Below are 23,461 nucleotides of genomic sequence, written 5' to 3' on the forward strand. Positions count from 1 at the left end.
CTACATTATGCTAAGCATATAGACAATATAGTGAAGAAAAAAAATTTGCTTTCCTTACACCTTATCTAACGAATGAGTTACAACCGATTTTTTTTTGTCGAAACAGTTAATAATCTCGCTGACAGATAACCAAATAACTTCATGACTGTATATTATTCATATACTGGCGTATGCTAAAAACTCTTTAATTTCCTGTCAAGTAAAAATTAAATTCAATTTCTCAAATCTGAAAAATTACTGAATCATATCTTGAACGGCAACACACCAGACAATTACGTAACTCACTGTTAGATAATTACAATTTCAAAATATAATTAATCTTGAGCCTTATCCACAAAGGCCTCACATAGAGATGAAAAATTAATGCTGACTTTTATAAAGAAAAATTAATTCAACATTATCATCCCATGGATTTGAAGGGATAAACCAATAAATAGCAATTCAATCAGACACGAGCCAGCTAATGATTCTGATAAGAAACGCTATCTTTGGTTAAATTTTTCTTTAATGATATTGAAAAAACTCATTTTGGGAGAGTTTTTTTGATTCTGTTGACTGGTTTTTTTGTTGGAATAGATTATGATATGAAGTATTTCTTTATGATCTAAAATAACTATACATCAAAAGATATTTAAATACACCCCAGAAAAGATAAAAAAAAGAAGCGCGAGACAACAAGGAAAATCCTAAATCAAGTCTTTTTCGAACACATAGAGCGCCGGAGGCGCATAAAGATTACAACGCCTCAGAATAGTTTGATTTTTTAATTTTAAATTGTGGTGAAGACTTAAGCACAAGCGAAACCATATAAATAACTGCAACCATAAAAGCACCCATAACAGAATATATAGATGCTGTTAAACGGTTATCAAAAAACTGACATGCCAACATAAAAATGGGTAGTGCAGCCATCGTCAGAGCTGTCGAGACAGGATTTGTTTTCTGTATCCCAACCTGTACCAGTAAAACGGGAAGAGCAACACCAAACATCGCAATCATAGCAATTGACGAAATAACTTCTATCTGGACCAGTGAATGCCACATACTACCCGACGTAAAAAACGCGCCGGTAATAATAAGCAGATAAAATCTTGCTGGTATGATCTGTCGAGGTTTTAATCCTTCGTCGCTCAGCGTTTTGGTGAGAACAGTATTCATGACGTTCGTGATGCCACAGGTGATCGCAGCAAGTGTACCAATAAGTACGGTCCTGGCTGAAATGGAACCGACAGCAGACAAGCCAAGATAGGAAATCAGAACCAAAAAACCTAAAATTACAGATGTTGCAGCGTGTGTATACCATTCGATTTTCGTCGTTCGATGATCCTTACACCAAAATAAATAGTACAGTGCTGTAATCACAGGTCCTGCGCCTTGGGTAAACGACACAACAATAGCAGGCTCTATCAATTTTAGCGCAAAAAAATAACTTCCCCAGCCAAGAACGGCAGATACATTTAAACCAATAACTACACGCCAGTTCTTTTTAAGTATCGGAAGCGCAAATGTGGTGTTTGATGATTTATTCTTTATTCTATTGAATATAGTAAAAAATATTGTTACAAGCCCAAAGCACACACTTAAAACAAGAAATGGTGGAATTTTTTGTAAAAACGCCCCAAGAAAGACCCCTTTTGCTGCCGTGAGCAGGTTATAAGAAAGAAGAGCTAATATGCCCCAGTTATATTCTGCCATAGGTTATTTATTCTCAGTAAATGCATCTTAAAAAGACGAGGCGATCATCAAATGATCGCGATTGTAAAGTTAAAACCATTTTTGCTCAAGCTTGAGATCATATAAAATCAACCAAAATAAGTCAGATAAAACTCATCATCAATTATTTGCTTTTACCTTGGGTAGGATACCTCCCTATAGCCTCGGTTATTCAACGAGAAAAACTATTTCATTGTAAAATTCAATATATTGAATCAATCTGGTTTAAATTAAAAAAATATAAGTTATAAATTGCTCAATCATCTAAGTACATGCCAGCAGTTAATTCTGTTATCTTTGTAACCAAAGGCACACAACTAATCATTACTTCTGCAGGCAGTGCATTTTTGCTTAGGCTTAATAGATATAACACGGTTTTAACTATGTCCTCCAGCTGGATCATTTCATCTAATTTAAACTTGCGCCCTCTTGCCATTTCAGTTGCAATCATGGAAGGGCAGATGTTTGTTACTTTCACACCATACTCAGCCATTTCCTTAGAATCAGACACATCAATTGGGTAATAAACAGATTCACCGCCATGATCAAGAATTTTCTGACTTACCTGTTCTAATAAAAATTAGTTTCGTGCAATCAAAATTACAAAATACCCCGCTTTAGCAAGCTCTTCGGCAACGCAGCGACCAACTCCGCGACTGGCCCCTGTCACAACGGCTACCCTTTTTAAAATTTCCATGCTAATTCCTGATATTTTTAATAAAATTGTTAATCTCTTGAATAAATCGTTCGGGCTCTTCTATATGAGGATAATGAGATGATTTATAAAAAGTCATAATATCTGTATTCAGAGGCAATGTATTTCCTGCACGATTGACAATATAATCATGAAATCCATTTATCCATAAGCAATCAACGTCAGTAATTTGATCAATATCCACCGAATAGTTTTTTGATATGGAGTACAGGTCTTCTCGCACGCTGATAAAAATGTTTTCATTTCTAGACAAACCAATATTATTTTGTATTTTCTGCGCTCTGTCTTTTATCTCAAGGTTTGCCCAGTACAATAAAGCTCGGTAAGGATTCGTTATAAATATAGATTCCAGTCTGACAGTTATATTCCATATATTATCATAATCATGCTCATCAAAATTATTTATAATTTCTTGATATTGATCTACGTCAACTGTTTTTAAATACATGAGATCAAGAAGGAGGTTATTGATCCTTGGTACTGAGATGGAAGAAGCGGTAGAAATAAAAATACCAGGAATATTGTTGTGTGAACGGTTATGAAGATAGTCATATACTAATTTCGCACCATAGCTATGACCGATAAGTCCAGCTATATCGTAGTTTTCTTTACTGATAACGAGCTCACAGATAATCTGTAAGTCACATAGATTATCTATGTGGCGTACTGTCTCGATCGTAAATCTGGAGCGACCACAACCACGCTGATCATATAAAATGATGTCATACTCGAGGGCATCAAAAATACCATCTTGTTCAATCATGTATTCAAGAACGCCACAATTAAGCCCGGGTCCACCATGAACAAAAACAAGACAAGGAAGATCTCGATTTTGGGTAAAAGAAACAATGTATAAATATGGGTGCTCAATTGTGCGTTTTTTAAATGAAGACATTGATTTTTTTTAATTTATTTAAATGCCGAAATTTGTGGGGAATTTAACAAAATAAAAATTTAATTTCAATTATATTTTTAACCAATGATAAAATCATTCCATATAATTATTATAAATCAGTCTATTACAATTATGTATGAAGCAAGGATAAAGATGAATCCCAGCCTAAATATTCTCAATGCATTAGCATCAAAATCCCTCAGATTATGTTGTTTTTTTATTATAATTTCAGATGGTGATTTCAGCACAAGCGAAACTAGATAAATAACCGCAACCATCAAAGCACCCATAACAGAATATATAGATGTTGTTAAATTGTTATATAAAACTTAAATTAAAAAATAAATAAGACAGGGAATAAACAAACCTAATCTACGCCTTTAAAAGGCGTTGAAAATGATAAGCACCCTATCAATTTGTTCATAAAATATCTTTCTTAACACGGAACAGCAGGGAAGCTAAAGGCAACCACTTCACATAACGTCCCTTTTAGTATCGGAGACACAAGTCATGAAGTTTAACTATTATATATTTTTCTAGAAACGATTGTTTATAAAATTTCGAACAATAGAAAATTTTCTAAAAAACTTTTCACCAAAAAATCTTAAAAAAATCTGTGATAGATTATCTACATGATAACCAGAGAGAAAATCCTTGTTGTTGCAAACATCCTTAACTTTACCCTCTGAAACACCAATATCTCCAGCAAGTTTTTCGATACTCATCGAGCTATGCTGCAATAAAATTTCAATCAAAATTTTTTGGTTACTTTCCTCAACAAAAAAATCCACATATAGTTGTAAATCTGAAAAAGATATAGCACAGCCCATCTAACACCCCTTAAATAATTTAGTTACAAAGTCAGAAAAATGAATTATACGTATCGTATATCTATTTTTATCCGTGCATCACACGGATTTTTTTAGCATGGTATAATTAACGGACCTATTTTTACTCTAATTAAACTCTTTGTGCGCTAGAATATATCTTGACCTTGATTGACCATATACATGGTAGTAGCATCAACATCCTGATATGTTAATTAAATGCTCAGAATTGGGTCATGAAAAAAAATTTGTTTTTAAAAAATCACAGCTCGATTAATTACTACTCCAAGGTAAATCAAATCTGCGCCCCGTTGTTTTTGCATACACCCGTAAAAATTTTTGAATACTCGAGGGTTTATCCAGATGGATCACGCGCGGGACTCTCTAATCACCCAGATCATTTGGAAAAAATTACTTATATAAGAGCTAAAAATAGAATTTATACACCAAATCTAATACCAGAAAATGATCGATACCTGCTAATTGAAAGCTGGGTTGAAAGCATCCAATCACCGGCAAAAAATCTTTGCAAGAGCAACTTCACACTCAGAAGTAATTATTTAATATTGGCAATGAATTTTCAATTGTTAATCGTACAGCAGACTATGTATAATACTTTCATTTTTATTCAGAGAGTAATAATTATGGAGCAATAGGTTTTTATCTTAATAATATTGAAATTTTTGAGAGGTTTTGCTTGTACTTTACAAACACAGCGCGAATTCAAATTCAAAGTGCCTGCAAAAGTCCATTAATAAAAGCGTGGAAAACAACCAGCGAAATAGTTGAGAAAAAAGATGCAGACTCCAGAATACTTAACAATATCATTAGCAGCCTCACTCCAAAAAAATTATATTTACATATTGAAGACCGCGAAGTCTATCTCACGAAAAGAGAGTATGAATGCGCCCGTTTAGTAGCGCAGGGTAAAACAAATCGAATGATATCCGACCACTTACATATTTCTCCACCGACAGTTGAGACGCATATAGAATCGCTAAAAATCAAAACGAGTTGTCAAGACAGGCCGGAGCTGATCAATATTCTGATTCAGCATCGTCTGGTTAATTTCTTGTGAAAACAGTTAGTTAACAACTAATATCATTGACTACAAAAAAATGGGCCGTTACTGAGCTGACACAGTTAAATGAACGCTCTCTTATTTTTAAATTCCTGCAACTATTTTTTTATATTTTTAGCAAAATTAATAAAGATTATATTTTTTGACAAAAACGCACTATTTAGTACTCCTTAAATATATTTTGGACATCAGTGTTCGTTAATTCCTTACTCAAACAAACAGATAAAAGTAGACTGGCTTTATGAGGAGAAAAAAATGGTGCTACGATAAAGCCATACCTATCATCATATTGCCCATCAATATTTGTTACCGATTGCCCTGTTCTGGCGCAACGAACAACTTTAATCCCTCTTGATGCCGCTTTGGACAATAGATTGCTTATTTCTTTAGTCTGATATCCTTTTCCATATCCTGCACTTACGATGCCATCACATTTTTCATTATCAATTACATAGTTTATATAATCACAATTAGCGCTAATATGTGCATAAAAAATTATAACTTCAGGAAGCGCGGTTATTGTTCTAATGGCAAACTCACTATTGAATGTATGTCTGTAGAGAGGTAGCATTTTTTGATGAAAATTACCGCCAACTACATATCCTAATATACCAAATCCATCAAAGGAAAAATCATTAGGAATACCTGGCTTGCTCTTTGTTGCCCATCTTGACGACACAACAGTATCATTGAATGTAATAACGACTCCCATACCCGGATTAGCGTCCGATTTTGCAACCACCAACGCATTGAATAAATTTTTTTTACCATCAAATGCGAGGCTATTTTGAGGAAAATGGGAACCTGTAAAAACTATATTTTTCCGGGTATTGACAACCAGTCCAATAAAATACGCGACATCTTCCAGTGCATTGGTCCCCATGGAAACAACTACTCCAAATATATCTGGTGTATCTACGATATCCTGAATTCTATTTCCGAGAGACAACAGATCTGTGGCATTTAGCTCGTGACTTATTTTATTGCAAAAATACATATAGGTAATTGCAATTTCTTCTGAAAAATCAAAGTCATTAACAAATGAATTTATTGAATAACCAGGTTGATTATAAAACTCAGATGTATTTTGTAGAGCGCAGCTTGAGATAGTTCCACCAAGATCCAACAACGCGATTTTTTTCATGTATAAGTTTCGAATGATTCATATCGAGGTATAAAATTGGGGATATAATACACATGGTTCGTTTAAATTAGCAAGCGCAAGTAAAGCGCTTCGTACGACCTCTCCCTGTTCTGTCTGCGTACTAAAGTCGCACCTGTTTTATACACATTTATTTGAACTCATTGATTGCTTCTTGAATATATTGAAGTATTAAACTTGACCTTTTGATATGCGAAACATCTTTGCCACTCCGCGATTGAAGCCACGATTATTCACTTTAAGTGTTTTTGATGTAAATTGGAATGTCGGGCGATGCGCCCGACCTACGCTTGCTGACTTTATTTCTTGCGAAGCATCAAGAACGCTGGGTCCTAGTAAGCACCTTCATTTTCAGAAATGATACAGGCCTCAAAATCCCTATCCCTATCATATCATATCATATCATGACTTATACTGTTGGATATTTTTTATAAAAATCCAACTCTTTATTAAGTTGTATAATCCGCTCTTCTGTCATTGTAAGATAACACCTCCTTATCAAAATATACTCACCTGTTCCCCCTTCCATTGAGTGGCCTGAAAACTTACACTCTGCATCTCTGAATTTTAACCATGCTCGCTCCGAATATTTAAGTTTTTTTTGTCCTGATAGTGATAGTAATTTTAAAAGATTTATATAAGATTCATTTAATTGCTTATCGGCAACCTTATTCTCTACCTCAATACAGTTTCTGGTATCGGCTGTGGTAACTGCTTTGGAGATACACCTATTATAGTTTCCTGCAACTCCTTCAACGGTATGAAATAGTAACCCAGCCGTAGTGAAAATTATAAATTTTATTTTTACCAGCTCATAAAAATTTTTTTTTCTTTTATGCACAGAAGTCTCCTATTCTGATATTGTTCGATATTGCCTAATTAGCATCAGGTAATTTTATTTCTACTTTAAAAGTGTCGTCTTTTTTGGGATTCTAAAATCTTCATCAGGCTGTTTAAAGGCCGTCAAAATTTATTTAGCATTATCTTTAATTTCAAGCCTCACTAGAGCAGTTATTTCTGCTCATTCTACTTTCACATTTACGACAACATTTTCTTTTTCTATCAAATGGAAAACGGAAAGAATTTTAATTATCATCGATAAAAAAATTTTTGAAGTAACCGATAGATATCCTCCTGTGTATGAATTCGATATTTTTTTGATTACTAATGAAAAAGCACTTATCTAACTATCATTACCCCAACACAATGTACCAGAAAAATTATATGGCTTTTATCTTGATGGTGTAAAAAGTAAAAACAATAGCTAAACCCCAAAAAAATTCCTATCGCCACTCATCATTGCTCCTATATTTAATTTTATTGACACGCTTAATCCAGCCCTCCTCGAATACCTTCTGACTTGGTTTTATTTTTACCAAATCCATATAAAAGTTAATTCTTTTTTCCTTATAGAGCTCATGCAATCTTCGTGGATCAATTTTATTAATTTCGCTGATTGTCTTTGGACCCATTTTATTATCTACAATCAAACTCCCACCCAATTGGTTCACTGCTTCCTGCATCAGCCTTACAGCCTGACCTGAGTTTACATGAAAATCATAAAACACATGAGTCACACTTAAGGACTCTATCTCATCTCCGCACAAAGGATCCCAATACCGATTTTTATAAATGATCGTCGCTTGTTCGATAGTTAAGTTTCTTAAATTTGATAATGTTGGCTTGACCCCCAAGTCTGATTCCGCAAATTTTTTAAATGTATCAAAAGTAATTCCTCTATTAGTAAATCCACCTAAGTCATTTGGATGATTACTAACACCTCCTTCCTCGCCAAATATCTGCTTTTGAATCAAGCTGAAACGGTCTCTGTCTAGATTTACGGAGCTTGATTTAATTCGAAAAGGTATTTTTATTTCTGTTAATGCTCCAAACGAATACATTCCCTGCCCCGGCCCAAATAAATAAGGATCAGGATAAGCTTCTATACCGGCGACACCCAGTAATTCCGTGCCATGGAATGTTGTTTCGATTTTGTTTTGTTTTCCCCCAGCTATCATTTTTTTTGACAATGGCCCTTGCCCAATTCCAGCTTCGTATGTCTCTCCATAGAGATAATCTCCAACGTTACTAATAAGATCCGAACCATAATATTCGTAATTTTTTGTAGCCTCTTGTCTGGCATTTTTTAGCGCCCCATCAACCAACTCATCGATTCCTAAAAGCTCAATCTCCTGTTTTACCTCTTTCACCGCCTCAGCCTCGACAAGACGCTCATGATACTCCTGAGTGCTGTTATTAATAAAATTATCAGTCAGTGCGGGGCCAATATTATTTATCAAAACTTCAGTAGCATTAAAATGACCACCATTTATCATCGCCGCGGTTGCGCCTTCAGCCAGTGCTCTTAGCTCATGGTCTACGGTAGGGGCGTAGTCTTTGAATATGCTGTTTACTCTTTTACTGTATCCCTCTCCTACTTTTCCTCCCACAACGCCGGCGGTTACGGCGCTGATGCCAATGTCCTTCCAGTCTATATGGTTCTGGCGGTGGAAGGCGGTGTTGAGGCCTTGGCTTACGATGCCTTGTTCCATTGTGGAGGTGGCGCTTCCCATATTAAACCATGCGATATTTTTTGTTTTTTCTGCCAAATTTTTATACATAGAGTTACCCGTTATAAATTTATTCAAACCGGCGGATGCCACAGCCGCTCCCACGCCGGCGAGGAGAGCGCCAGTAAAATCGAAGCCTTTTTGCAGCTTTGCCAGGTTGGCTACCCCCTGGCCTATGGCGCTGCCGACAAAACCTGAAGCAAAGGATGCGGCGGCTGACATTGCTGTGTTGGCTATGGTTCCTGATACTCCTGCCAGAACAGATTGCCCCATGGACATGATGGTACCAAGGCCAACTGAACTGAGATTGCCGCCCCCTGCCAGAACGCCCATGACGCCTGCGGTCATGTAGGTTGCAAAGGCCACCAGTGCCGCAATTGCCACCATGCCCAGTATTTTCCAGGGTGACCGCTTTGTCTTAACCGGTGGTGACAGGGGAAACAGTACCGTAGCCGTGAGATTGCCCATCAGATCGTTACTCGACAGCTTGATTTGTGTGCTGCTGTCGTGATGCTGGTTGCTGGCTGCCGGGGGTATGGTGATTTGTTGGCCGGCATGCAGCTGGCCGCCTTTTTCGCCTGCCTGGGCGTTGCGATCGGTTATGCCGTTGGCGTCTGCTATCAGATACCACAGACTGGAATCACCATAAACCTGCATGGCAATGCTTTCGAGCGTATCGCCGACCTGCAGGGTCCAGGTGCCAAGGTTATCCTGTGGGATATTGGGAAGTATGCCGTCCAGCGGGCCGCTGTTTACCGCTTCAGAATATTTATCAACCGATTCTGACAATTTTCTGCCAGATTCAAATGCGAATTTTGCTGTGCCCGTTGGAGTGAAACCACTGTATACATCCAGTACGGTATTGCCGCCTGAGTCAAAATGCAGATCGCCTATGGTTTTTCCGGCCACATTCAGATAGCTTGTCTGCCCGTTCAGATCCTGGCGTGCGCGCAGACCATCGAGGCTGCTGTTAAGGTAATGAGCTGTCTTGAGACCCGTTTCTCCAACGGCCGTATCCGATGCCTCGCTCAGCTGACCGTTCACATCGTAGGAGCGCAGGTTGCTGCCGGTGATGTCGGGCTTGCCTTCAATCTCAAGCGTCGCGTCATCCCGCGACTGCTGGTAGCTGTCCCAGAGCGCATACTCGTATCGATGTGTCTGTATGTAGCCTTTGCTTTTTCCCTGATCAAACACTCGGGTAGTCAGTGAGATGAGGTTGCCTGCTTCATCGTACGCATAATCGTTGCGGCTTAGGTTCTTATCTTCATCAGCACCTCTGCCTATGCTGGCGACCAGGCGTCCGGCTTCGTAAATCATCTGGTTATGCTGCGATTTATTGCCCCTGGTGTCGTAATCATATTCGTCCACGACATTACCGGCCTTGTCATAATACTTTTTCTGCAGGTCGCGATGATTTTTTTTAATGCCCGTCAGCAGATTGTCCTCGTTGTACTCATATTGGTACTCCTGCCTGCTCCCAGCCTTCCAGGTTGCGGATGAGATAATATTCCCGGCTCCGTCGTACTCGATCTCGCTGCCCTGGCCGGTCGTTATCTGTATCGTACCGTTGATTAACTGACCTTTGTTGATACGCAGACGATTATTGGCATCGTACAGGAAGTAGTCTTCGTGCGTCTTGCGCTCATAGGCACCGTAATGAGTCATGACGCGGGTGTCGCGGATATTACCTGCCGCATCGTATTCGTAATCAATGGATAAGAGGGCGTGATCCAGATCGGGCGCACTGTGGCTGCTGTCCTCTGGGTTGCGACGTCTTATCTGAACCAGACGACCGAGCGCATCGTATTGGTAATGATCGGTTTCCAGTATCCAGAAATCCTTGCGTGAACTGTCTTTGCTCAAGACCTGACCTTCGGCATCGTAGGTAAAATCAACAACCTCTTCCTGCGCCAGATCTCGATACTCCTGCACCTGTCCATCGCTGTAATAGAGCCAGGAGATGTTTTTCCCATGATCGGAGTGTTGCTTTAATATCAAACCGTTTCGATTGTATTCGTAAATGGTTTCACGCCCGCCCATATCCTGATGCCGGACAAGGTGCCCATATTCATCATAATACCAGTGCTGACTGTTACCTTTGGCATCGTACTGAGCCGTTTTGTGGCCTGCATCATCATATTCATAGCGGCTTGAGATACCGGACTGTATCCGCTGCACCAGATTACCCTGAGTATCGTAGAAATTTTTGACAGAACCTCCATCCTGAATGTGCTGCTCAATGAGCTGACCAGCCTCATCATAGACATAGCCCTTCCAGCTGTTATTGGTGCTGATTGAGATGAGGCGGCTGGCCTTGTCGTAGGTATATAATGTGACTGCGCCGTTTTCATTACGACTGCTGCTCATTTGATCGAGTAAATTGTATTGTTTGTAACGACGCCCGCCCAGCGCATCGATTTCCTCGATCACGCGTCCTTCGGCATCCAGCACTTTGGTACGATTATGTCCATTGGCATCTGTAGCGGCGATTAAACGCCCCAGGGCATCGTATGCGTATCGCAGCACAGGTTTTACCTGTTTAGCAATACCGTGTTCGTCCACCACGCGAACTTCTGGCATAATCTGTCTGATTACCTGATCAAGTGCGTTGTATTCATAGTAAGTGGTATAGTGATTGGCATTGGTATGCGCGATCACGTTGCCCCAGCGATCAACCACCTGTACCTGGCGGGCGCGATCAACCAGCCTTCCGTTCTGTTTATCAAGTAAGCTGCTGCTGCCATCCTTGCTTTGGACCAGAAGATGCCCCAGCGCATCGTATTCATAGTCCTGACGCTGCAGTTGATAGCGCCAGACGTCCTGATTGTAGTTAATCGCCTGCTCATAACTGCTCTCTGAGAGATCAACGCCCATATCATGATGGGTTTCATCCCAGACATTCGTAGACATAACCACCTGAGTCAGGTTGTTGTTGAGGTCATAGACAAAGATGCGGTAATAACCCTCGGTATTGGAGCGCCAGACGCGCCCTGCCCGGTCGTAATCGATGTGGGTGCTGAAGTGTCCATTGATGCCTTTTGCAACGACTTCGCCAAAGACGTTGTAGCGGGCATCCTCGGTGGCTGCCTGCCCCCCGGCTTTGAAGGTTGCCGTCTGAATGAGCTGGTTTTCGGCGTCGTAATGGTAGCGTTTGTCCTGAACGATGTGGCTCTGGTCGGGGCGGGTCAGGATTTGCCAGCGACGGGCGATGTTGCCCTGGATGTCGTAGCTGAAGAAGACGGCCGCACCAGTGCCGTCGCGCTGCTCGATGAGCTGGCCGCAGGCATCGTAGAGGTTCAGCTGCACGATGTCAGCTGCGGATGCGGCGCTAAGCTGATATCCGTCCTCGTTCGCGTTCCGGGCGCCGTTGGCATGGCGATGGCTTTCAACAAGGTTGCCCAGGGCGTCAAAGCGGTAGGTGGTTGCGGCACGGCCTGCCTGTGTTTCAGCGCCGATGCCAGCTGTCAGGAGACCTATGGCATTGTAATACGACAGCGTACTGTGCCCCAGCGGGTCGGTGGTTTTTATAAGGTTGCCCATGGCATCGTATTGCCAGGTAGTTTTAAGATCGGCGGTGACGTCCTCATACTTAGTGCCGTTTTGACTCAGACGCTGATGGCGCACCTGATGCTGGGTTTTACTGATAAGGCGGCCAAGGGCGTCGTACTGGCAGCTGATGCGCCGATCCTCATTTGATGGGGTGGGCACGAATGCACTGCCACTGAATGGTTTTGCCCGCAGGGCGTATTGTATCTCGCCACTCAACTGACGAAAGGCGTCGTAGCTTTTGGTCGTCAGGTACCCTTCCGCGTCCTGACAGGAGGTCTGCAGGCCATCGTGATTGTATCCATAGCGTGTTACGGCGAATTCGCGGCTATTGATGCGCGTGCTGCTGGAAATGAGCTCACCAAAGGCGTTGTAACGATACACGCTGGCCGGGCGGCCACGCTCATAGGTCTGGGTTCTGGCATCGTAGCTTAATACGCTGTCCTTTTTCAGCTCGATGAGGCGGTTATCGTGATCATAAACGTAGTCTTCATGGCGGTCATGATCGCTGGGCTGACTGTTTTGCAGGAGCTCGCCGTCAAAGGATTCTGACGAGAGGTCGAGTGGCGTGGCGGCCAGTGTTTTGCGTTTCAGATTGCCAAAGGCGTCGTACTCGTATGAGGTCAGTGCCTGGCGGGCATCCAGCGAGCGGGACACTTGCCCGGCCTGGTCATAGACCCAGCGTCTGATGTTTCCGGCCGGGTCGCAGCGTGCCGTCAGCTCACCAAAGGCGTTGTAGCTCAGGTATTCGACCGGCTTCCGCAGGGATTCCTCGCGCGCACCTGTGCTGGTACTGCCGGCCGTGCTGACGGCACGCTCAGGATACAGAATTGCGGTTTTGCGGTTGTTATGGTCGTAGACGTAGCTTGTACACTGATTGAGACCGCCGACGTCCTTGATCTCCGCCGTCAGATTGCCGAAGGCATCGTATTCATTTTTATTGATGATGGCGCGCGTTTCGTCCTCATAGCGGCCGTTGCGATAGACGCTGAAGGTCGTCTGTGGCGTACTGGTTTCGATAAGGCGGTCGCAGGCATCATACACATAGGTCCAGCAGGCGCCATTGGCCTCCTGCCTGGTGAGCACGTTACCATTGTCATCGTAATCGTAGCGGGTCTCATGGTTCATGGCGTCGGTCTTCAGCTGGAGACGCCCGGCCGCATCGTAGGCAAAGACGCTTAAGCGATCAGACGGGCTGGCGGTACCAAGTGCGGTTCTGAGCTCACCGAGGTCGTAGGGTTTCACTTTGACGAGGCGGGCATGGCTTATCTCCGACAGTACATTGCCCACCGCGTCGTAGCGACGCTCGACCACCGAGCCACCGGGGCTGATGCGGTACAGTTCACGCCCGGCGGCGTCGAACAGAGACTGAGTGTGGCGGTCGTTGCCGCTGACCCGCACAGCCGCCATAAAATCATCCCGCTCCCGCTCCTCGCGGGTCAGAAGCTGGGCATGCTCGGTTTTTTCCAGCAGCTGGCCGGCGGCATCGTAGCGGAATGCGCTGACCACGCCCTCCGCACTGACGCGTCCGCTAAGGCGACCAGCGTGGTCAAAGGCAAAGCGCGTAATCTGATCATCGGAATGACGGGTTTTGCAGGCATCGATATTCGCTGAAGAATAATCGTCCTTCATGGCGCCCTCTTTCAGCCGGGTGGCATAACGTATTTCCTGAATCACACGACCAGCCTTATCGTAGACGAATTCGCTCAACGCGCCATCGGGGCTGATTTGGTAGCGCAGGCGCGCAAGACCATCCCAGGCGTAGCGCGTGCTGCGGGAGAGCGTGCTGTCTTTTGGCACGGGATGCTCTCCCTGCTTTAAGGCATCCAGCGAACAGGGTACCGCAAAGGCTCTTTTCTCCAGCAGATTGCCTGACAGATCGTAGCTGCAGCGGGTAACGTATCCGAGGCTGTCGTAGGACAGAATGAGACGCCCCTGCCCATCGTAGGTGTAAAACTGATACTGATCAGCGGCGTCAGGCTCGAGGACGCCGGTAACAGCCGCTTCATCAGTGTAGTTACCCGGCGGCAGTCTGCGGGCATGACTCACACGCTGCAGTTCGTTGCCGGTCCGGTCGTAGCGGTGGGACACCACCCCGCCCATCGGATCAATGCTGTAGCTGAGACGGTTGCCCGCGTCATAGAGGTACTGCGTGCGCTGACCAAGGGCGTTAACTTTTCCCGTCAGGTTATCGCTCTCATCGTACTCGAAGCGGGTGACGAGGTTTAAGCCGTCCGGGTCGACCGTTGTTGACAGGCGGCGGGCCAGCGCATCCCATGTGTGAGTCTGCACCTGGTCGACACCACCCGGGTTATGTCTTGTTTCGCGGATGAGCAGGCCCTGGTCGCTGTATTCATAGTCGGTAACAAGGTTTAAACCCTGCGGGTCGATACACTGCGATATCAGCAGCCCCCGTGCATCGTACTCGTATTGGGTGAGCCGCCCGCCAAGGCTCACACTGAGCTGACGACCGATGCCGTCGTAGGTGAAAAGGCTGGTCAGATTAAGACCATCGGGGTCGATGCGCTGGCTCAGTATCCGACCTGCTGCGTCGTAGTCGTAGCGAATCAGGCGCCCACTGGCGTCTTTCTCCGTCAGAAGATGACCACTGCGGTCGTAGTGGTAGTCTGTGCGGCTGCCCTCGGGGCCTGAGACCTGAATGAGCCGTCCCTGCTCGTCGTAATGCCAGAGGTGAATATTACCGAGTGCATCTGTCAGGCTGATTTTATCGCCGAAAGCATTGAATTCCGTGACGATGGTTGCCCCGTTCTGCCGCTTCAGGGTGAGTGTACCCTTCTGGTCATCGTAGCTGTAGCGCTCGGTATTACCCTCTTTCTCGATGCTGAGCACACGGCCAAAAGCGTCGTAGCGAGTGGATGTCCGCTGCTGGAGGGGGTCTTCGATAAGGGTCACCTCCCCGCGCCGGTTTGTCTGGTAGCTGGTGACGCCGTTCCGGGCATCGGTAGCCGTTTTCAGACGGCCGAAAGCATCGTATGCAAAGCTCTGAGTCTGGTGGATATGGCCGTCGTCCTCACGGCTCTCACCGAGCAGCAGGCCCTGATGATCGTACTGGTATTCGGTGGTCAGCGAGACATGCCCGTCATGCCAGCTTTTTTTCACCGCTACTTCAGCAAAGGCATTGTAATCGAGAGTGATAAGCCCCGCTGTGCCCTCGCGTTTACTGATGAGCAGACCGAGTTCGTTGTATTCATAGTGGCTGACCTCATCGTGGGCAGGGTCGGCGGCTGTTTCAAGAAAATCCCGCAACGCGTCAAGGGAAGGTATATCTGTACCCTTCCAGACCGCGTGGTAGCGAATACGGGTCTCTGGCTGCTGAAAGGCGTTATGGCGGGTCTCGGTGATGCCGCCGGCGGCGTTCAGGGTGTAGAGGAGCAGACCGTCTTCGCCGTAGTAGTAGCGCTCGTACTCCTGACCAGGACTGGTTTTCTGCAGCAGGCGGCCAGCCAGGTCATACTCGAAGCGTATGCTGTAATTGCGCCAGACAGCTTCTGTCAGACCTGAGTCTGATGCGTCTGTTTCGGCAAGGAGTGCCACGCCTTCCGCGTTAAGGCTTTGAATGAGGCGGCCGAGTGCATCGTAGCGGTAGCGTTCAGCGCGCTGCTTCTGCTGGCGTGTGTCAGTCCTGGTTTTGCTGCTGAGCAGCCCCTGGTCGTTCCAGGTATAGCTGGTTTTAAGGCCACTTTGTGTTTCTTCCTCTATGAGTTGATGCAGGTCATTGTAGCGGTAGAGCGTACGGCGGTCGTTACCCCCGCTGTGCGGGCGGATCTCGCCCAGAGACAAAGGCTCCTGCAGCGGATACTGCACGGCCGTCTCAAAGGCGATTCGCTCAACGAGCAGCCCGGCGGCATCGTAGCAGTATTCGGTAAGAAAGCCCTGAGCATCAAGGTCGGCTGTTTTAAGACCGGCGGCGTTGTACAGGCTCAGGCTGATAAGGTCCCCTGAATCGCCACACGGAACGTCGTGCGACCAGTCCCCGTTCAAATCCTTACGGGCGCGCTGATAAAGTCGCCGGGTCTGTGTCAGAAGACCGCGCGCGTCGTACTGGTATTCGGTGACTGCACCCTCGCCGTTTATTTCGCCCTGCAGGCGACCGCAGGCATCGTAGTAATAGCGGATGATGCGATCGTCGTTGCCCGGCTTAAGACTGATGTCGTCGGCGCTGAGAAGGGTACCGGCTTCGTAATCCTCCAGGCGCTCTGCGTAAACGCGTTTTGCTGCCACGCGGTTCTGCCCGTCGTACTCCCAGGCGGTGACTGCGCCGCTGGCGTCGATTTCAAAGGCGATTTGCTGGTATTCGTTGTATATCACCTGAGTGATGCGGTCCTGTGTGCTGTACGCTGGGCGGATGGCAGACCAGTCCGGCAGCGCCTCAAGATTGATGGCGCGGGTATTCAGGTGGGTGGCCAGCTGGTGTGTCTGGATGACGTGGCCGTTGAGGTCGTAGCGATATTCCGTGACTTCGCCGGCGGCATTGATCCGTGCCTTTATGCGTCCGAGGCGGTCGTAGAACACCAGGGCCGTTCGGCCATCCACTCCGGTTTCAGCCGTCAGGCGTCCGCTGTCATCGTAACAGTAGCTCACTGTGCCAAAGTCATGCTCATCGGTGAGCGTATGCACCGACAGAAGCAGGCCGCGCCGGTCATAGAGCTCGATGCGCTGCACGCCGTGGGCGTCTGTTTTGATGATGCGCTGATGTGCGTCGTCGTATTCGATGCTCTGGGTGTGTCCCTGGCTGTCCATCACAAGGATGAGGCGGCCGAGGTCATCATAAGTATACCAGGTGCTGTTAAGCCCACCTGAACCGGGCGTCGATTTTTCAATAAGACGCCCGGCGGCATCATAACGGCAGCGCGTGATTTGCGTATCCGTGGTCTCTATTCCGCCGCCTTCGGCGTCAATGGCCGTGTAGCGGCGCTCCTCAGTCAATTCACCGCGCCAGTCGTAGCAGTACTCCGTCAACTGGATGGCCTGTGGGTTCTGGCACGTCGTCCAGAGAGTCAGCTGCTCGAGACTTGGGCTTTGCTCATCCGGCAGCGACAGGATGTCGTAAACGCTCTTAAGCCAGATGCGCTTCGACACGCACAGCCCCTCCGCGTTGTAGCGGTACTCACTGACCACGCCATCGGCCTGTATCTCAAAGCGCAGATGCCCGCGCTCGTCGTAGACGAAGCGCCGGGTTTCAGTCCGCACTGTCTGATGCTGTTCGTCCGGTACATGGCTGCGGGTTTCGCTCAAGAGACGGTGTTCCTGGTCGTAGCAGCGGCGGATAAGCGCCCCATCGGGGTATTCAATCGACAGGCAGTCGCCCGAATCACTCCAGGTAAAGCGCCAGCGCTGGCTGCCCTCCACCACCGAGCAGAGATACAGGCCTTCGTATTCGTAGCGGATACGGTAGCCTTCTGGTCCATCAATACCAGTCAGGCGGTTCTGTTCATCGTAAAAATACGTCCAGCTGTCGCCAGCGCCGTTACTGATGATGGTGCACCCGCGCTCGTAGCGCCAGCTGGTGATACAGCCCGCGCCATCAGTCAGCCGCCTTACCCGGCCCTCTTCATCGTAGTCGATGTGCAGGCTGCTGCCGTCTGACTGCTCAATGTCCGTAATCAGGCTGCTGGAGCCCGCGTAGCCGTAGCGTATCCAATAACTCTGGCCATTTCCGAGCTCACGCATTGCCCGGCTGACACGGCCCGCCGCATCATACTCGTAGCGCAGCCGGTGGACGATTTCACCGTCACTGCGGGTCACCACCTCCCGCAGCAGGCCGTCGCGGAACACCCAGGTGATGTTCTGTCTGCCGCTGGCGTCCACTATCGAAGACAGTCTTCCCTGCTCATAGTTCAGACTAAAGGCATGGCCGTCGCGGTCACGGATGTATTGCAAAAGTCCCGCAGCGTCGTAGACCTGGTACGTCCCGGCGCTGCCGTTCTGGTATGTCCAGCTGCCATCGGCATAGACAAGGCGCGCGAGCCCACCGTCGTCTGCAAGATACGCGCCCTGCCTTTCATCATAGTGGAAGCCACTGACATGACCGTCTTCGTCCACGCGGCTGACCACCGAACCCGGCACATTGGCCCTCGCCGGCACCTGCAGGCGCGTATCCAGATTAAAGCGCCAGCGGCCGTCGCCGCCCTGAGCGTTATAGCTCTGGAACAAATCAAGGCCCATGCCACTGTCAGCCAGAAACCCGTCTGCCTGCCCCAGAACCAGGTTGCCATTCGCCGCATTCACCGAAACCGAGGCCCCGCCCTGACCCAGCGCCGCACTACCCTTGGGGCCAAAGCTGCCCAGCTGGCCAATCGATGAGCCCAGGGCTCCCAGTCCGCTTCCGGTGAATATCTGTGTCATGCTGTCCTCGTCCTTTGTTAGTGCTGGTTGGATTTTTGTTTTTTTTATACCGGGGTTGGCTGATGAGATGCCCCTCATCCCCAGCCCTTCTCCCTAAACAGAGGTATAAGGGAGCCGGTTCCCGCTCGCGTAAAATTGCTCAATAATTTTGAAATCTGGAACATACAGGTCGAAGGTACCTGCTGATGCGCTACCGATATAGGGAAATTTTTTAATGTGACAACGTTTGGTTTCCATTTAAAGTACATCCTTGATTTCCATTAACTTTACGAGATTTTCGACAGCGATAGTAATTAAGAGAAATTCACGAGTCAAGATCTGAAATGCAATAAAAAAAATATTTTTTATACTTAAAATTTCGCTTGCCTGACGCATTTTAATTTGCTTTAATCCGCTTCGGTCGTAGCGAAAAATTATCACGGAAACCAATTCGCGAAGATGGCCATACGCTCGCTGGAACCTGCCTGAAAAAGCAGGACAATGGAAAAGGAAAAGGAATCATGTCTGATGACATCGCTGTATATTTATCCAAACAATTGTTCTGGAACGCCCTGCTCATTTCATCCCCTGTCATTATCGCATCCCTCCTGTGTGGGCTTTTGGTTTCCATTTTACAGGTCGCTACGCAGATTCAGGATTCAACGCTCAGTATCGCACCCAAAATTTTAGTCGTTGTATTAATGCTGATGCTCTGTGGAGAATGGATGCTGCACGCGCTGGTTGACTTCGCAAGGCACACCATCAGCGACATCCCGAGGGTAACAGGATGATTAGCGTGTCTGTCTTCCCTATGACCAAAATATTCATGATCGCCATACGCCTGGGAACGGTTGTTCTGTTCTCTCCTGTTGAGGCGTTTCGCGTGCTGCCCGTTCATGCCAGGCTGTTGCTGGTATTGATGCTCAGTCTGTTTATAGCTGGCAATGTATCGATGCCGGCGATCAGCGCTGATAATGTATCACTGGGTTTAAGCGGATTAAGTGAGTTTTGTAACGGCCTGATTCTGACCCTCGGTCTGTATGCCTGTTTTGCCGTTTTTCAGATTGCCGGACAATTAATTGATACGCAGATGGGCATGAACGCTCTGGCCGTATTGAACCCCACGGATGACTCGCACGATCCTCTGAGTGGGCGCCTGTTGATGATGTTGTCTGTACTGTTCTTTTTTGCACTGAACGGGCATCACAGACTGATGCAGGGCATCGTGTTTTCCTTTTCAGCTATTCCGCCTGGCAAACCACTTATATTTGAGCACTTATCACCCATTTTTCAACAATTTTCTCTGATGTTTTCTTTTTCCCTGATGCTGGCAGGACCCATCATCTTCAGCCTGCTGATTGTAGACCTTTCTGGAGCCATGATTACAAGAAACATGCCACAGGTCAGTACCTATTTTTTAACCCTGCCCATCAAGATTATGCTCGGTTTTTTTATGTTCACTTTACTGTTGAATTATATCAATCCATTTATGGACAAATTATTTCAGTCACATGCTGAATTGCTGGATAAGGTGATGAGATGAGCGAAAAAACGGAAAAGGCGACTCCGCATAAACTGCACAAGGCAAAAGAACAGGGACAGGTCAGTAAAAGCACAGAATTAAATACCTGTATATTATTAATGGTACTTCTTCTGATAACGATGGCGCTGTGGCCGTCCATTCTAGCGGAGTTGAAGGCACTGATAAAACATCTGCTTCTGACGAGCTCCCAAATCCGTTTTGGTGTAAGCAGCATCGTTAAGCTGCAGCAAATGCTCGCGTCAAGACTGATTACACTCTGGCTGCCATTTGCTCTGGCCGGTATTCTGGCCATTGTGCTGTCAACTACCGCACAGACAGGCTTTGTCTGGTCAACCAAAGCCCTGGCACCTGATTTTAAACGACTGGATATCAGCAAGGGATTCAAACGACTGTTTTCTGTCAAATCCTTGTTTGAGGCGGGAAAAAGCAGCCTGAAGCTCGGGTTGGTAACGCTGTTACTGATGCTGAGCATGCGGTACGAAATCCCAGGACTGATACATCTTATAAACAACAATCCAACACAGATTCCGGCCCGGATCATGGCGTTAGTGGCGAAAATACTGCTGCAGTTACTATCCCTGCTTCTGGCCCTGTCGGTGATTGACAAGCTTTATACACGCTGGAAATTTGCCAAAGATCAGCGCATGAGCAAACAGGAGTTGAAAGACGAATACCGCCAGCGTGAAGGCGATCCGAAAATCAAGGCCAAAATCAAACAGCTGCAGCAACAGCTGCGTCAAAAAAGCGCTTCTCTGGAACAGGTCAAAACGGCCGATGTTGTCATCACCAATCCCACTCATCTGGCTATTGCTCTGAAATATGATCGCAGCATCATGCCGGCACCTAAAGTCGTATGCAAAGCCCAGGGCGACATGGTGATTCAGGTAAAAAAACTGGCTGCCCGGCATCAGGTGCCTCTGATAGAAAACAAAGTGTTCGCACGGGCCTTGTTTGCCACCTGTGATTTGAACAAATGGATTGAGCGCGAGCATTTCCCGGTCGCAGCACAAATATTTCGAGAGCTGTATCGCAGCAGGGCGGCCGTCTGATGTTGACAAAAAGTCTCTTACATAACAGCAGTGAACTCGTCATGACCGGGTTTGCCGCAGGCATTCTGCTGATTTTATTCGTACCGATTCCGTCCGCTGTTCTGGATCTGCTGTTGATTGCCAATTTCAGCTGGGCGCTTACGATTCTGCTGCTGGCCTTTTATACCGACAAGCCTTTGGATTTTTCAACATTTCCTGCTTTATTGCTGATATCCACCCTCTTCCGCCTCGCCCTGAATGTGTCGGCCACCCGTTTGATTTTATCGGACGCTCATGCCGGTCAGGTGATTGGCGCGATAGGTCAGTACGTCATTCATGATAATTACGTCATGGGCCTGGTCGTATTTTTGATCCTGATTATTGTTCAATACGTAGTTGTCACCAATGGTGCCCAAAGGGTTGCTGAGGTCGCTGCACGTTTCACATTAGACAGTATGCCCGGTAAACAAATGAGCATTGATGCCGATTTGAATATGGGGCTGGTGTCGCAGGACGAAGCAAGGCTGAGGCGCTCGCAGATAGAAAAAGAGGCTAATTTTTACGGCGCCATGGATGGTGCCAGTAAATTCGTTAAGGGTGATGCCATAGCCGGGATCCTGATTGTTTTGGTGGATCTGATTGGTGGCTTTGCCATTGGCATGGCACAAAAAGGGATGAGCCTGAGCGAATCACTGCATACCTACTCTCTGTTGACGGTGGGCGATGGGCTGATCACTCAGATTCCAGCACTGACGATTGCCATGGCAACCGGTATTATCGTGACCCGTGCCGCTACGGATGCGCAACTGGGCAACGAAGTAGCGAAACAGGTCAGCTCCTACCCCAAAAGTCTGCTCATGGTCTGTCTGTGTCTGCTGGCCCTGCTGTTCCTGAAAGGCATTCCGGCAATGCCTGTCCTGTTGGTTCTGTCTCTGTTTGCAACAGCCGCGTGGTATGCGCTGCGTACCAAAAAACAGGACGAAGCCACCCCCGATCGCAGCGAGGAATCCCTGTACGAGCAGATTCGCATTTACCCTGTTGAAATTCAGTTAAACCCGGATTTATATCATGAACTGTCTGCGCATGAAGCAGAGATTCTGCTCTGTATTCAGCAGATGCGTGAAAACATTGCCTTCGATTCAGGCTTCGTTATTCCTGAGGTGAAGCTGCGTGCAGAAGCAAAATTGAAATACCCGTTTTATGCCATTGTGATCCAGGGAAATGAACAGGGGGTCAGCCAGCTTCACATGGATAAAATACTGGCCATCGCAGGAACTCAGGTTGCGCATCAGGACAACGTGATAGCACCAGGCGTGGACATGCCGGAACCTGTTTACGGCCTTCCTGCCCGCTGGGTCGCTCGTGAGCAGAGTCTGTCACTGTCAAACGCCGGCTTTACGCTGCGTGAACCGGTCAAAATACTGGCCAACCACCTTAACCAGGTCGTGCAGGATAATCTGGCGGATCTGTTGAGCCGTAACGAAACCGAAACTCTGTTGAGTCAGCCTGCAGTTCGTAATCTGCATGATGAGCTGATTCCTGTTTTATTGCCCTTTGGGCATGTACAGCGGATTTTGCAGAATCTGCTGCAGGAAAGAGTATCCATCCGTTATTTGTCCATCATTCTGGAAACGCTGCTGGAGCATGGAAAAATGGTGACGGATCCCGTTCAGCTCACGGAACTGGTTCGCGCACGTCTGGCGACCCCCATTTGTCAGAAACTCCTCTCCAGCCAGAACACCCTGCCCGTCCTGACGCTGGCTGGCGCGCTGGAGCAAAAGCTGAGTCAGAGCCTGAGCAATAACCAGTTTGCACTGGAACCGGGATTGACGGAGGGCTTTATCCACTCACTGGCTAATCAGGTAGAAAAAATGATAAGCGAAAGAATCCGCCCTGTGTTGCTGTGCCCGTCGTTGTTAAGACGGCAAATCAGGCAGCTGACGCAGCGTGTCATTCCTCAGTTAACGGTACTGGGAATGAACGAAATTCCAATCAATATCCACGTTGAATCGTATGCCGTCGTTAATAAGGAATAG

General features: G+C 46.6%; 13 protein-coding genes. 5 read left to right on the forward strand and 8 right to left on the reverse strand.

Annotation, left to right across the window (positions count from 1 at the left end; all coding sequences use genetic code 11):
• Positions 1 to 735: 735 nt before the first annotated feature.
• From ACQUTA_RS05470 to ACQUTA_RS05490, 5 genes are all read right to left on the reverse strand, one after another.
• Positions 736 to 1,695, reverse strand: coding sequence for a DMT family transporter (locus ACQUTA_RS05470; protein ID WP_444987206.1), 960 nt, complete (start codon positions 1,693 to 1,695; stop codon positions 736 to 738).
• Between the two features lie 274 nt (positions 1,696 to 1,969).
• Complete coding sequence (locus ACQUTA_RS05475) at positions 1,970 to 2,206, reverse strand: SDR family oxidoreductase (protein ID WP_444987207.1); 237 nt, start codon at positions 2,204 to 2,206, stop codon at positions 1,970 to 1,972.
• A gap of 87 nt (positions 2,207 to 2,293) precedes the next feature.
• The gene (locus ACQUTA_RS05480; protein ID WP_444987208.1) at positions 2,294 to 2,410 is read right to left on the reverse strand and encodes an SDR family NAD(P)-dependent oxidoreductase; all 117 of its coding nucleotides are present in this window, start codon (positions 2,408 to 2,410) and stop codon (positions 2,294 to 2,296) included.
• A gap of 1 nt (position 2,411) precedes the next feature.
• On the reverse strand, positions 2,412 to 3,323 hold the full coding sequence (locus ACQUTA_RS05485) for an alpha/beta fold hydrolase (RefSeq protein ID WP_444987209.1): 912 nt from the start codon (positions 3,321 to 3,323) through the stop codon (positions 2,412 to 2,414).
• A gap of 536 nt (positions 3,324 to 3,859) precedes the next feature.
• Entirely contained in the window at positions 3,860 to 4,153 is a 294-nt protein-coding gene (locus ACQUTA_RS05490; RefSeq protein WP_444987210.1) for a hypothetical protein, read from the reverse strand.
• A 694-nt stretch (positions 4,154 to 4,847) separates the two neighbouring features.
• Between ACQUTA_RS05490 and ACQUTA_RS05495 the strand changes: the two genes are divergently transcribed.
• Positions 4,848 to 5,228: a response regulator transcription factor gene (locus ACQUTA_RS05495; RefSeq protein WP_444987211.1), complete on the forward strand. Its 381-nt coding sequence runs from the start codon at positions 4,848 to 4,850 to the stop codon at positions 5,226 to 5,228.
• 163 nt (positions 5,229 to 5,391) lie between these two features.
• On the opposite strand, the gene ACQUTA_RS05500 is transcribed toward ACQUTA_RS05495, so the two are convergent.
• From ACQUTA_RS05500 to ACQUTA_RS05510, 3 genes are all read right to left on the reverse strand, one after another.
• Positions 5,392 to 6,375, reverse strand: coding sequence for an asparaginase domain-containing protein (locus ACQUTA_RS05500; RefSeq protein ID WP_444987212.1), 984 nt, complete (start codon positions 6,373 to 6,375; stop codon positions 5,392 to 5,394).
• Positions 6,376 to 6,802: 427 nt separating this feature from the next.
• Complete coding sequence (locus tag ACQUTA_RS05505) at positions 6,803 to 7,234, reverse strand: lysozyme inhibitor LprI family protein (RefSeq protein ID WP_444987213.1); 432 nt, start codon at positions 7,232 to 7,234, stop codon at positions 6,803 to 6,805.
• Positions 7,235 to 7,676: 442 nt separating this feature from the next.
• Positions 7,677 to 18,875, reverse strand: coding sequence for a glycosyl hydrolase 108 family protein (locus ACQUTA_RS05510; protein WP_444987214.1), 11,199 nt, complete (start codon positions 18,873 to 18,875; stop codon positions 7,677 to 7,679).
• A gap of 500 nt (positions 18,876 to 19,375) precedes the next feature.
• Here ACQUTA_RS05510 and fliQ point away from each other — a divergent pair, with 500 nt between their 5' ends.
• The 4 genes from fliQ to ACQUTA_RS05530 are packed head-to-tail and all read left to right on the forward strand — an operon-like array spanning position 19,376 to position 23,461.
• The gene (fliQ, locus tag ACQUTA_RS05515) at positions 19,376 to 19,645 is read left to right on the forward strand and encodes a flagellar biosynthesis protein FliQ (protein WP_444987215.1); all 270 of its coding nucleotides are present in this window, start codon (positions 19,376 to 19,378) and stop codon (positions 19,643 to 19,645) included.
• Positions 19,646 to 19,650: 5 nt separating this feature from the next.
• Positions 19,651 to 20,397 carry a flagellar biosynthetic protein FliR gene (locus ACQUTA_RS05520; protein ID WP_444987216.1) on the forward strand — a complete coding sequence of 249 codons (747 nt, stop codon included), beginning with the start codon at positions 19,651 to 19,653 and terminating at the stop codon, positions 20,395 to 20,397.
• The gene (locus tag ACQUTA_RS05525; protein WP_444987217.1) at positions 20,394 to 21,446 is read left to right on the forward strand and encodes an EscU/YscU/HrcU family type III secretion system export apparatus switch protein; all 1,053 of its coding nucleotides are present in this window, start codon (positions 20,394 to 20,396) and stop codon (positions 21,444 to 21,446) included. The genes ACQUTA_RS05520 and ACQUTA_RS05525 overlap by 4 nt, the downstream gene beginning before the upstream one ends.
• The gene (locus ACQUTA_RS05530; RefSeq protein ID WP_444987218.1) at positions 21,446 to 23,461 is read left to right on the forward strand and encodes a flagellar biosynthesis protein FlhA; all 2,016 of its coding nucleotides are present in this window, start codon (positions 21,446 to 21,448) and stop codon (positions 23,459 to 23,461) included. The genes ACQUTA_RS05525 and ACQUTA_RS05530 overlap by 1 nt, the downstream gene beginning before the upstream one ends.

It is taken from the genome of Legionella navarrensis (assembly GCF_052527415.1).